This window comes from Haloarcula rubra (genome assembly GCF_019599465.1).
Lineage (GTDB): Archaea > Halobacteriota > Halobacteria > Halobacteriales > Haloarculaceae > Haloarcula > Haloarcula rubra.
In genome coordinates this window covers 1-12,230 of sequence record NZ_RKLR01000027.1, presented here as the reverse complement: position 1 = coordinate 12,230, position 12,230 = coordinate 1, and the positions used below count along the sequence as shown (strand labels likewise).

The following is a 12,230-nucleotide window of genomic DNA, read 5'->3' as shown; positions in this document are numbered from 1 at the left end:
CGACTACAACGCCTCGAAGAACATCGGATTGCAGTATCTCCGTCGCAGGCAAAACGCAGGCGACGGAGGCGCACCCGTAGATGTGCGCCTGAATCGCGGGACGCTGAACGTGAGTGGGGAGTACGTACCCCCTGCCTCTGTTGAGGCATAGAACGGGAGTCCACGCGAAAGCCTCGGGGTCGTCCGAGACGGCTCAGCCGTCTCGTGATGACGAGAGATGAAGTCTCTCGAACCACTTGCCCCGAGGCGATTTACCTACCGACCCTCGGGCCACTGCAGGTAGCGGTACTCTCGTTCGTCGATAGTCTTCGTCGTCAGCGTCTCTTTCGACGGCGCGATATCGGCTTTCTCTCGCGCGACCTCGACCGTTTCGTCCCACTCGTCATCATCTGTCGGGCGTCTTGACGTCGGGCTCGGTTGCCTCGGAAAGCGTGGCCAGTGCGTTGGCCGCGGCGACGGCATCAGTGTGGATCTGCTGAACGAGCGCTCTCTACCGGCCAGCTCGTCGGCACAACAGATTGTGCGATAGTCACGAACCGACGCCGCTGTACCGCCCCACTGCGGCTGAAGCCCAGCGTCCGCAGCTGTACAACTCAAACCAGATTTTGAGCCTTCGCCAGGTCGATAGTAGTACCTGCCGACGACACGCATATGGGCACGCCCTCCCCCTTCGACCATGCCGAGAAGCTGGTTGATTCGACGACGCGCTGGCGGCTTGAAAGCGAAGACCTCCATATCCGCAATCACGACCAAACCGCCGAATACGATATCCAATTACGGATTGAACAAGGCGGCGACGTGTACCATGATACCGAATACCACTTGCTCCCGGACCAGGCTGGATGCACAGTGAACTTGCTTCAACCTGGAGAATACACCGTCATAGCCAGTATCGACGACACAGTGGCCAAAACTGCCGTCGTTGAAGTCTCTGACGACCCCGACCAGACGATATTTCTCGAAATCAGCAACGGCGAACTCCACCTCTCTGAGGGAGTGGAGTAGCTCTCAGCCCGATCGAGATTTACAGATTGGCATATCGACTTACCGTTCGATACTCTCACACGACCGTCTTGTTTCAGACTCGTGTACCTGTGTGATGGTTGATCAAACGGAGTGTCTTGGGTACACTGGAGAGTAGACGAAAGAAATGAGGTCGGTTTGCTGACTGTATCCTCTGTATCTTGCACGCGATTCATGTCCGTCTCTAAGGATTCCACCTAAGCCTCAAGAAGGAGGATTTATACAGAATCATTCCTAATAGGAATAGTATGCCCAATAGGAAAGAGCCGACAACACTCGCTCTAGAGTATCCGTTTCCCGATGAGCGCGTCTTTCGGTATCAGGCGATGCAAGACGTGCTGTCGCGGTTGATTGAAGAGCCGTATGACGAATTCACTATTGGGCAGTTGGCTGAGATGGTCGACGGAAATCAGGCGACCGTCTCAAAGGCCGTCAAACTGCTCAAACAACTCGGTACTGTCCAAACGCGGCAAGAAGGCCGTAAGCAGTACGTGAGTATCCATCGTGACCGGCTCACGAAACCTGATTCAGTCTTATCTATCCCCCAGTCTGAATTTCACAAGCCCATCAGAGCCTTTGTCGACAGGGTCCAGGCAGAAGTTGATGATTTAGTTGGTGTGCTTCTCTTTGGCAGCGTCGCACGAGGCACGGCAGATCGCGCGAGTGATATCGACATTCTCGTCTTCGTTGAGGATGACAAGACAAAGGCTCGCCGAACTGTCCAGTCGATTGTGAGCACTCTCCAGCAAACGAAGTTTGTAGGCGACCGCTACAACTTCGAAGTCCTCGTTGAGTCAACCGAAAGCGCGAAACGGATCGGCGATAGGCTACGGCAGCAGTTCGACGAGGGACTCATACTTGTCCGGTCTGAGCAACTCTCCGATATTCGTAGGGAAGTGTACGCGAATGGAGATTGAGCTACCCACGACTGAAGTCGTGGGATTCAGCGTGGACTCCCGTTCTAGCCGATTCCTCGGCAGGAGAATAGCCTCCGTTCACGTTCAATGTCCCGCTGTTCAAGCGCACGCCCAAGGGTGCGCCTCCGTCACCTCCAGTTTGGTTGCGACGGAGGTACCGCAAACCGATATTCTTCGCGGCATTGTAGTCTGCGTGGTTCTCATACCCGCACTTCAGGCACTCGAACTCCTCTTCGTCGCGGTTGTCGGGATGAGTGAACCCACAGTGTGAGCACCGCCGACTCGTGTTCTCAGGGTCAACCTGCTTAACCACAATGTCGTATTCTTCGGCCTTGTACTCAACGTACTCGTACAAGCGATCGAACGCCCACTTGTGCCCCCACGACGCACCAGTCCGCTCACGAATGTCCGTCAAATCCTCGAACGCAATCACCGAACACTCGTTCTCGCGGGCCTCTGCAACGAGTTCGTTGCTGATGCGATGGAGCATCTGTTTGAACCTCCCCTCTTCTTTCCGCCCAACGGATTGGATGTTCTGGTGTGCCCAGCGCGTGCCGCATTGTTGGAGTGAGCCACGACGGTTCTCGTACTCACGTCGCCAGTGGTCAAACTCGTCGCCCGTCCAGAACGTGCCCGTCGAGGTGACGGCGAGGGTGTTCACGCCGAGGTCAACCCCGAGAACCGTTCCGTTCTCAGGTGTTGCCTTCTCCGACGTGTCGGACTCTACGTCCCGCTTGCAGTGGATGTGAAGCACCCAGTCGCCGTCGTGGGAGTGCAGTTCCGCACCCGTTGTTTCATACTCGTCTGAAAACAGATACTCCGAGTGCGGCGTGTCGCTCCCCTCCTCGGGCAGAATGTAGTCGGCTTCGATGCGACCGTCTGTGGTGGCGAGGCTCACGTAGTCGTCGTGGAACGTCGCAGTGCGTTTGTCGTAGACGATATGCGGGCTGGTGAACGTGGGTTTTGATGCCTTCTTACCGTTCTTCCAGCGTGCAACGACGCTTTTGCAGGCTTCAGCGGCCTTGTTTCGAGCGGCTTGTACCAGTCCACCGTTGAACCCGTCCGTTTTCTCGCGTACGTCGTCGTAGGTTTCGTCGTCCAGCGTGGTCTTGCTGGTGGTGACGTACTCGCCTTGGAAAGCGTGGTCTACGACGTACTGTGCCGACCAGAGAAACGTGTCTACGGTGTCTTCGAGGAGTACGGCGTCGTCGCTGTCCACGTCGAGTGCAACAGGGACGGTACGCCGCACGTCCATATCTTATATGTAGCACTAGCATTTCTTAAACGCTGGGGAGTCGGCCTGCTACTGGGGCGTGGTTTGGTTCCCAGTTGTCGGCTTCATCCCACGGCTAAAGCCGTGGGTTTTCGCCTCGCACTTTCTATAATCCTAGGACGTGTCTGATACGAAAGAGCTCTCGGCTTGCGAGGATTGACCCCGTAGAGAAGATACTGTTCTCATTGTCGGGACTGTGGTATTACTCGTCGCGGTAGTGTAGCCGCTGTACCACCACTGTGTACATTTTCATCGTTTCTGCTCGAGTCCTCCAAACACCCGCCTGCAAATCGGAGGCGATGATGCTAACTCACCTGCGTCAGTGGATATACACATTTATTTTCAACCACTACAACTGTCGTGATATGCCCCAGGTCCTCGCAAATGAACTCGCCGAGAAGCGAGTGCTGAGTACGGATGGTCGAGAACTCGGCATCCTCCACAACGTGACGCTGGATGTAGCGTCCGGGTCGCTGGAAACGCTAGTCGTGGAGACAGACCACTCCGAACTGTTCGGAATCGAAGCGAATGCAGACGGGGTTGTGCAGCTCCCAGCCGAGACACTTGATGGGGTTTCCGATCACGTGATCGTATCACCGCCAGAATGACGGCAGCGACAGCACTCTTAGCTGGGTGGGAGGACGCTGTCGCCGTCGGCTCCGGGGAGTAGTTCCCGAGTCGAGTGTACAGACCATGCGGTCAGTGCAGCGCGGTCTTATTGAACGATCGTCTCGAAGACACGTTCTTCGATTTTCCGGAGATGGTCGCCAACGGTCGAGGGAGCCAACCCAACAGCCGCTGCGACGTCTTCGTGCGTTGCCTCTCGTGGCGCTCTGTAGTACCCGACGTCGACGGCTGCCGCCAGCACCTCCTGCTGTCGGGGCGTCAGCGACCGCGTGAACCGCTCGGTGTTCGGATCGTACTCACCGGTCTCGACGACCTCGAACGCAAACGAATCCAGCGACATCGCCTCCTGATACATGTCCTTGAACGCCGCCTCGTCCCCTATGACGGTGATTCGCTGGGAGCCATCGGCCCGAAACAGAATCGGGGTCTCGACGACGACGTCGGCCTGTCTTCGCCACTCCATGACCCGTCGGACGGGCTCTGTCGGATCGAACCTACTCACCGCCATCCAGCGTTCCTCTCCCGACACCATGTACTCGTGGACGAACGATGAAGAAGCCATGATATCCTCGTAGCGCTCTCGGTCGCCGCTGCCCTCCGCAAGCATCAGCATCGTCCCGTCATCGATGAGCTCCACGTGGTGGATCGCCTCCCGCTGGATCGACGCCTCCGCTGTGAGTCGCTTCCCGAGCGGGTGGAACCCCTCTCCATCGGTGGGCCTCAGGCTGACTGTCAGATACCGCATAGCAACACCCACCCGAGCGTCTTATTTAAAACAGCGCGGATGACCACCAGCAACCCGTTCCGCTTCTGTGCCGTATCTCGGCATATGACGGCCGAAGACGCCTCGACGCCCACGACCCGGGCCGTATCGAATCAGTCATCCACTGTGCACGGAGCCCAGCAGGATATCGCCATCATCGGTGGTGGCATCTGTGGACTCACCACTGCCGTCGCACTCGAACAGCGCGGTGTCTCACCGACAGTGTACGAAGCAGCAGCCGAGTATAGGCCGGTCGGCGCCGGTATCCTCCTCCAGACGAACGCCATGCTGGTCTTCGATCGCCTCGGCGTTGCCGGCCGCATCCGCGAGGCGGGTGTGCCTCTCCAGCGTGGTGGACTGCGCGCCCCCGATGGCGCGTTCATGACACGGTTCGAGCTGGACGCCATCGAACGAAGTGAATTCGGGTACGGAGCCGTCGCTATCCACCGTGCCGATCTCCAGCGTATCCTTCTCACAGCGTTGGAGGCGGACGTCCGGACCGGGATGGACTGCGTGGACGTCAGCAACACCGACTCGCCCGTGGTCCACTTCGACGACGGTACCAGGAGACGCCCTGACATCCTCGTTGGTGCGGACGGCATCCACTCGACGGTCCGCAAGAGCGTCGCTCCCGGTGTTGAACCCCGCCCCCTCGACGCTGTGGCGTACCGTGCTCTCGTGACGCTCGACCTGCCGGACCCGTACCGGACCCAGGGGTTCGAGGTGTGGGGTGACGGTACGTACACCGGCGGGGCACCAGTCGACGAGGACCGGTTTTACTGGTTCGCGACGGCACCCGAGTCGCTCACCGACGGCCCGATGGCCCCCGATACAGTCGAGGCGGCGCTTCGCGAGTACCTCGCCGACTATCCCGAGCCGATTCCCGCTCTCCTCGACGCGCTCGATGCTACTGACGTCATCGAGAGCGAACTCGAAGACCTCCCGCCACTCGACACGTGGTCGCGTGGGCGCGTCGTCCTGGCGGGTGACGCTGCTCACGCCATGCTCCCGTTCGCCGGCCAGGGTGCTGCACAGGCCATCGAAGACGGGCTGACACTTGCCGACGCCATCGCGGCCACCGACGATTCCGACGCGGCGTTCGAAGCCTACGAGAGCGAACGCAAACCCCGTGCGAACCGTGTTCGTCGCGAATCACACCGCCTCGGGCGCCTCGGGACGCTGCAGTCCGGACTCGGCTGTCGGCTCCGTAACGCCGTCATCAGTGCCATGCCCGATGCGGTGTTCCGTCACCTGCGACGCCGCCAGGCCGCTGGGACTTCGCTCCCGGAGGGTGAACCGGGTGGGGTATGAGTGTTACAGACGTATTTTTTGGCGGTTGAAGCTTGAGCAACGCCGGCGCGACGTTGACCTCATCGTCGGTTATAAACGGACACCTAAGGGGATAACGCGGCCAGTACGACCGAAGACAGCATCGTTATCAATGGAATGATTCTATTGACTATGCAACTTGCACAAGGATGAATATGCGATTGCATGCAATCTGCTGTCTACTGCTGCTTGTCTCGACAGCAGGCTGTAACACACTCGTCTGGGATTCAGGGAACGATGCTGGGACTGAGACTATTACCGAACAGCCGCCAGCATCACAGACTGTCCTCGCTGATGGCACATCCGGGCCGAGTATCTCACCGGATGTTGACACGGAGAGAGTATTACCCTATGCCAACAGCCTAGACCGACCGTTTTCACTCGAAACGGAATCCGAGTATACGGCCGAAGACCATCCGGTTACCCTTTCAAGAGACTTTATCGAGTACAACATCACCAATTATCACTCTCGGACATTCCTTCGCGATAGGGAGAATGAAACCACACCATCCTATCTCTTGACTGCAGTTACGATCCACGAGACGGGGTCGGCAGCCAGCACATATGCAGAGAGTCAGGTAACGGGAAATGGGACGACAGAGCAAACGACGGTTGGGAGTAATCAACGCATACAGGTTCAGGTGTACGAACAGTCAAACGACCAGACCGTGGTTCGGACTACCGGTACTGTCGGTCCAATCGCGGCTAAGGTCACAGGCGTTGGGAGTGCGACCGTCGACCGGAACTTCGTTATCGACATACTCGCAAAGCTACTGTTCAGGGTACAGTCGCAGGTCTCGTGATCGTGGGCTGTGAATAGGCAGGGTCGAACGGAGGCGTCACGGATGGGCGTTGCTGAGTGGTCGGCGGCCGAAGCGAAGGGTTGGAATCGAGCTTGTGGTTCTTGTAGGCCTCACTGATGTCCTGAATCTCGTCCCGATCGTATCGCACAGCGTGGTCGTATCCGGTATCGTACTTGGGACTGCTTGTGTGGTATTCACGAGGGCCGATTGTGTAATGGTCACTGGATGGATCTACGCTGTCGAAATCATCCGCATCCAGAACCTTACTCTTGACCTGTCGGTTACCGTTACGGAGGTCGCTCAGCTGTTCTCGGATCTGTTCGGATTGTTTGTACGCGGAGGGCTCCTCTGCACTCACCTCGTATATTCGCTTGATTTCGTACTCGCCATTCTCGGTGACACGGACGAGTACGTAATCGAAGTCACCGCTCCCCAGACCGAGGCCCTGACGGAGATAGAGGCCCGGCTGTTTGCCACGGAGGTCGCTCACGACCGTCGCGTCAGGATGAAGTCCCTTGACACGGCGCAGAGCGAGGGCTTCGGTCACGTCACCGACGAGATTCCCGGTATCTGTCCTGCTCGTTAGGCTGGTTCTGTCACGCCACCGTGCAATCTGGCTGAATCCATCTTCAATGATTACGGGGTTGTACTGACGACGTATTGCATCGATACTCGACTCTGAAATCCCATGTTCGCTTCTGAGACCGGTTGTCGCTGCCTTGATCGACTCGGTTTTCAATGTCCCGCCGGCGCGAACCCGGTCAGCAATGTCGGAGAGACGGCCGTTCCCATGGTTTTTGATTACTGCAACTCGCGAAGCAGCCTGATCCATGGGCGCACCGTTCTTCGCCAGTTGTTGGACAACATCGTCGGCAAGGTTGTACCTGGTCGTCAAGGTCGTCGCTGGATTGATTGCAGGGTAGGCTGAATCGATTCGTTTGACAGCCTTCGCCGGGACTTTCGTTGTCTTCGCCGCAAATTTCACCAACGTGATTCGACCGCCAGTCCAGTATCGTGAGATGCGGGAGATGATCTTCGAGCTCTTAGCTGCATCGCCGATTTCGGGTGCGAGTCCGAGTAACGTGATACCGGCATCGGACCAATCGCCGTCACCAACGGCATCACCAGCGTCCCGGACGTCCCCAAAGACGGCGATCCCACTGGCAATCCAGCCCAGCATGAACCCAGGATTGCTGTGCTGTCGCGGATTATCATTGAATGCGATTCGCCCCCTGAGGAATCCAATCTTGGCTTCTTCGAGGTCGATTGGTGACTCCCCGTAGAGGATAATATCGATGTCGTTTTGCCCAGGGCTGAGTTCCTTTTCGGTCCGTTTCAGCAGTTCGCCGTCACGCTTGACAGTGACAGTCGCATCAATATGGTCCCGATTAGACGGTATGGAATACGGTTCATCCATCGTAAATTCCCCACTGGCATCGGTCGCTGCCGGCTGGCTGCGAATCGTCACTGTAGCATCTTCGATGACCGGACCGTCGTTCCGATAGACCTCGCCCCGAACTGTAACAGATTCGCTGAACGAGAACTCGGCCGTCGTTCCATCGTTTGAGAGGACGATGTCACGGGTCGTTGGGGTGAGCGAACCAGGCTGATTAACGTAGATATTTGCGACTGGAAGCCTCCCAGGATTGGATTCATAGAGGCCAGTGATGGTTACTTTCCCATCAGACCCGGTGCGCACATGATGGGTTGTGGCCCCGCCGACAGTGACTGCGCGGTCAAGTGGCTCACCGTCAGCCCCAGTTGTGACGATTGTGAGTTCGTACCCACCTGGTGGGGCGGAACGTCGCTCGATATCGATGGTGTCGTCGAATTGGTCTCTCGCGACGATTGTTTCATCAATCGACTGCACTACGATGCGAGTGTCGTAGCTCCCCCCGGCAGTATCATCGGTGTACCACGAGAGATACGCCGTATCGGTACTTTCTGGCTGGATGGCAGCGACAGTTCGGGCTTTGTTCTCCCAATCCCCACCGTCTGTCCGAGCCTGATACCGCACGTAATATCGCCCTGGCTCGGAGCCAGTGTTTCGAATCACGGCTTCTGCTGATACCGTCTCTCCAGGATTGTAGATCCCGTTGACCTGGGACTTCGACTCGATTTTGACCGTATCAGATGGCGTTTTGCCGACTCGAACCGCATCGTCGAGTGTTTTCGACGCAACAACTCGATTACCGTCATCGCTATCGATTACCTCCACCTGAATATCGTAAAGGCCTTTCTCGGCCCAGCTCGGCGCGAACCACCCCTGTTCGACTCGGTCAGTCATTCCCGCTCCGATGGCTTCCGGGAGAGTGAACAGGTTCGGATGACGATTGCCATCCGGCGAGATACCGGTTATCCGGATGTCGAATCTATGATCGACGTAGCCAGTGTTCGTGATTCTGGAGACGACGGTGGTTGAACTATCGGTCGAAATCTGCTCTGATTCGACAGTGATGGCGTCAATCCTGGCGTCGACGTTGGAGGACTTTTCGAATGCATCGGTGATGACACGCTCGTCGACCGATTTTGTCAGCGATTGGCGGTCGGTGCCCTGCCAGACGGCCACCTTCAAATCGTAGTCGCCAGCGGGCACTTCTGACCGGACAGGCCATGAGAGAGTGACTTGTTGCTGCTCGCCGGAGTCAAGAGATAGTTCACGGCCAGTCAGCCCCAGCGTGTCGTACCACATCCCCTCGGGCCCGCGCACGCTGTAGCCGATGAAAAAGTCGTGATGCATGGGGCCAGTGTTGGTGACCGAGACGCTGGTTCGAACATCCTCACCTGCACCGTAGGAACCTGCTGGGGACTCGACAATGCTGATGTCAGCGTCAGCTGATTCGGTGACAGTTACTGTCCATGAAATCCGACCACTGTACCTGCGCTCGGTGTCGTACGCCACCGCGGTGACACGATAGGTACCAGGCTGATCAAAGACCGTTTCCCACGTTGTAGTATCAGTACTCCCGGCAGCGTCGGTTTCGGAGGCGAAGTCGCCGTCAACATACCATTCAACGCCGGCGATGTTCCGGTTTTGGTCCTCGATACTTGCTTTGAAAACGACGGGCGTGTCTTTGGCACGCTCAATCTGTTTGGTGGGTACCTCCCGTTGAATCGTCGGTGCGACGTTCGTGTTGATGACTTCAAAAACAGCATCAGCACGCACTTCGTCGTGTTTGTTCTGGAGGCGGCCGCCGTCCTTGTTTTCATACACCGTGGTCCAGACATCATACTCGCCGGGCTCAGCATCGTCTGGGACGGTGTACTCAAGCTCAACCACATCTCGTTCACCAGGCGCTAAGCGAACAGATTCGTCAGTGCGCCCGTCGTTCGATCGCCAGTCGCCGTCGGGACCGCGGACGCTGTAGCCGACGTAGAACGTATGCTCTGTAGTGCCAGTGTTCTCGACTAGAACTTGCGTCGTAACAGTATCACCGGCGTCGAACTCACCGGAGGGCATTTCGACGTCCCGAATGTCGGCCGTGATTTCGGTCGGTTCTCGGACAGTGACCGTCCAGGAAACGAGGTCGCTGTATCGCCGTTCCGTGTCGTACGCAACTGCCTCGATAGTGTAGGTGCCTGCGTCGTCGAACTGATGGGTGAAGGCACCGGTATCGCTACCGCTGCTGAGACCCGAAGTCTCGACGTACTCACCGTTAACGTACCACTCGACACCGTCGAGATTCCCATTCTGATCTGTCGCAGCCAGACTGAACTTGTCCGCCTCACCGACATCGATGGTTGTGTCACTGTCCGGAGACCGACGTTCAGCAGTTGGGGCCGTGTTCTGACTGGCAATCCGGAACGCACCAGCCCGATAATCGTCGTCTCGTCGGTCCTGTAGTTCGCCACCGTTCTGGCCGGCGTACAGCGCTGTGACGAGATCGTACTCTCCCGCCGGAGCACTATCGGGAACGTCCCACCCAACGGTGACGCTGTCACGCTCACCTGGGTTGAGGGTAATCAGTTCGTGGGTGGCGCCACCGTTATCCCACCAGTCCCCAGCAGGACCGCGGACGCTGTAGCCGACGTAGAACGTATGCTCTGTGTTGCCAGTGTTTTCAACCTCGACTCTCGACCGGACAACGTCACCTGCCGCATACTCTCCGGATGCGGCGTCCAGGTCGGTAAGCTGGCCATCGATTTCTGTCGGCTCTGTAACTTCCACCGACCAGCCAACGACACCACTGTACTCAGCGTTCTCGTCGAATGCCATCGCCTCGACAGTATAGCTGCCGGGTTCGTCGAACGTCCCCGTCCACTCACTCCTGTCAGCGCTCCCGCTGAGACTCGTCGCTTCGATGAACTCGCCGTTGACGTACCACTCGACACCATCGAGGTCTCCGTCTGCGTCATCGGCAGCAAGTGTGAACTGCACCGAATTACCGGTCTCTATCGAGACGTCTCTGTCCGGCGACTCTCGGCTCGCTGTGGGGCTCGTGTTCGACTCTGCTATCGAGAACACACTCGCATCACTGGCATCGTCGATTCGGTTTTCGAGTCCATCACTCGTTTGCCCAGTATAGAGGGCAGTCCAGACGTCATATTCCCCTGCAGGCGCGCTATCTTCAACATCCCATGCGACTGTAACACTGTCTCGTTCGCCGGGTTCCAGAGTAATCGGCTCGTGAGTCGTCCCGTCGTTGTCCCACCAGTCACCGCTGGAATCACGAACACTGTAGCCGACGTAGAACGTGTGTTGCGTATCCCCGGTGTTCTCGACGGTCACTCGGGTATCAACCGTCTCACCGGGCTCGTAGGTCCCAGTGTCCGGGTCGATATCGGTTATCTGTGCGTTCGTGGTCGGGTCCCTCACTTCGAAAACCTGCTGCCATCCCGAGGAGTGGAACATCTCCGCATCGTTGCCCGTCCAGACATCGACGGTCACTTCGTACTCCCCGGTTGGACCGGACTCGGGCACGCGGTACTGGTACTCCAGCGTGACGCGCTCGCCGACAGCGATGTCGTATTCCTTCTTGCCGTCGGGATAGCTCTTCGTTTCACCAGGGGGACGAACACCCAGATACGTACTGATGGTCCCCATCTTCGACCCTTCGTTCTCGACGACAGCTTTGATAGTCACTGTCTCGCCGGGCTGGACCTGGCTTGATTCGGCCCAAACGTCCTTGAGACAGTATTTGTGTCCGTTGATTTCCCGGCACTGTGACCCGAACGATGGAGCAACGTCGCCCCCCACCGTGACACTTGATGCTGTCCCTGTTTCTGTTGGCGACTGGACAGACGTTACAGCAGCGACGGGACTCGAAACGAGCAGTACAGCGAACGTGACACTTAGAAATGCCTCCACCCCCCGGTCCATTTTCAGATACCCTTCTTTTTTGTCACCTAGTAGATGAATGCTTTGATTGGCACTGTCTAGTTCTGGATGACCTCACCTGGCGTTTTGCCGTCGAGTGCCTGGTTCGGTCGTTCGTGGTTGTAGTGGTGTCTGAAGCGTCGTAGCCACTGTTTCGCGCTGGATTGACTGCCCCTCC

9 protein-coding genes and 1 pseudogene are annotated in these 12,230 nt (G+C 57.5%); 6 read left to right on the top strand and 4 right to left on the bottom strand.

Annotated elements, in window-relative coordinates:
• The 3 genes and pseudogenes from EGH21_RS24330 to EGH21_RS23680 form a co-directional block, all read left to right on the top strand.
• Positions 1-151 (top strand): annotated as a pseudogene (locus EGH21_RS24330) (RNA-guided endonuclease TnpB family protein); the annotation flags it as partial.
• A 500-nt stretch (positions 152-651) separates the two neighbouring features.
• Complete coding sequence (locus EGH21_RS23685) at positions 652-1,005, top strand: Ig-like domain-containing protein (protein WP_220620868.1); 354 nt, start codon at positions 652-654, stop codon at positions 1,003-1,005.
• A gap of 266 nt (positions 1,006-1,271) precedes the next feature.
• Positions 1,272-1,940: a nucleotidyltransferase domain-containing protein gene (locus EGH21_RS23680; RefSeq protein ID WP_236035800.1), complete on the top strand. Its 669-nt coding sequence runs from the start codon at positions 1,272-1,274 to the stop codon at positions 1,938-1,940.
• A 1-nt stretch (position 1,941) separates the two neighbouring features.
• Here EGH21_RS23680 and EGH21_RS23675 read toward each other — a convergent pair whose 3' ends face one another.
• A complete protein-coding gene (locus EGH21_RS23675; RefSeq protein ID WP_220620867.1) occupies positions 1,942-3,195 on the bottom strand; it encodes an RNA-guided endonuclease InsQ/TnpB family protein in 1,254 nt (417 codons plus the stop codon).
• 383 nt (positions 3,196-3,578) lie between these two features.
• On the opposite strand from EGH21_RS23675, the gene EGH21_RS23670 reads away from it, so the two are divergent.
• The gene (locus EGH21_RS23670; protein WP_220620866.1) at positions 3,579-3,821 is read left to right on the top strand and encodes a PRC-barrel domain-containing protein; all 243 of its coding nucleotides are present in this window, start codon (positions 3,579-3,581) and stop codon (positions 3,819-3,821) included.
• A gap of 107 nt (positions 3,822-3,928) precedes the next feature.
• On the opposite strand, the gene EGH21_RS23665 is transcribed toward EGH21_RS23670, so the two are convergent.
• Positions 3,929-4,585 carry a helix-turn-helix domain-containing protein gene (locus EGH21_RS23665; RefSeq protein ID WP_220620865.1) on the bottom strand — a complete coding sequence of 219 codons (657 nt, stop codon included), beginning with the start codon at positions 4,583-4,585 and terminating at the stop codon, positions 3,929-3,931.
• A gap of 84 nt (positions 4,586-4,669) precedes the next feature.
• Between EGH21_RS23665 and EGH21_RS23660 the strand changes: the two genes are divergently transcribed.
• Both EGH21_RS23660 and EGH21_RS23655 read left to right on the top strand, forming a co-directional pair.
• Positions 4,670-5,914, top strand: coding sequence for an FAD-dependent monooxygenase (locus EGH21_RS23660; protein ID WP_220620864.1), 1,245 nt, complete (start codon positions 4,670-4,672; stop codon positions 5,912-5,914).
• A gap of 173 nt (positions 5,915-6,087) precedes the next feature.
• Positions 6,088-6,735, top strand: a complete 648-nt coding sequence (locus EGH21_RS23655; protein ID WP_220620863.1) for a hypothetical protein — start codon at positions 6,088-6,090, stop codon at positions 6,733-6,735.
• On the opposite strand, the gene EGH21_RS23650 is transcribed toward EGH21_RS23655, so the two are convergent.
• Entirely contained in the window at positions 6,710-12,055 is a 5,346-nt protein-coding gene (locus EGH21_RS23650; protein WP_220620862.1) for an NEW3 domain-containing protein, read from the bottom strand. The genes EGH21_RS23655 and EGH21_RS23650 overlap by 26 nt on opposite strands.
• Positions 12,056-12,111: 56 nt before the next feature.
• On the bottom strand, positions 12,112-12,230 hold a 119-nt coding region (locus EGH21_RS23645; RefSeq protein ID WP_220618984.1), incomplete at its 5' end, for an integrase core domain-containing protein.

Coding starts and splice junctions, on each gene's coding strand:
- EGH21_RS23660 (WP_220620864.1), top strand. CDS start 4,670: ATGACGGCCGAAGACGCCTCGACGCCCACGACCCGGGCCGTATCGAAT.
- EGH21_RS23665 (WP_220620865.1), bottom strand. CDS start 4,585: ATGCGGTATCTGACAGTCAGCCTGAGGCCCACCGATGGAGAGGGGTTC.
- EGH21_RS23685 (WP_220620868.1), top strand. CDS start 652: ATGGGCACGCCCTCCCCCTTCGACCATGCCGAGAAGCTGGTTGATTCG.
- EGH21_RS23650 (WP_220620862.1), bottom strand. CDS start 12,055: ATGGACCGGGGGGTGGAGGCATTTCTAAGTGTCACGTTCGCTGTACTG.
- EGH21_RS23655 (WP_220620863.1), top strand. CDS start 6,088: ATGCGATTGCATGCAATCTGCTGTCTACTGCTGCTTGTCTCGACAGCA.
- EGH21_RS23670 (WP_220620866.1), top strand. CDS start 3,579: ATGCCCCAGGTCCTCGCAAATGAACTCGCCGAGAAGCGAGTGCTGAGT.
- EGH21_RS23675 (WP_220620867.1), bottom strand. CDS start 3,195: ATGGACGTGCGGCGTACCGTCCCTGTTGCACTCGACGTGGACAGCGAC.
- EGH21_RS23680 (WP_236035800.1), top strand. CDS start 1,272: ATGCCCAATAGGAAAGAGCCGACAACACTCGCTCTAGAGTATCCGTTT.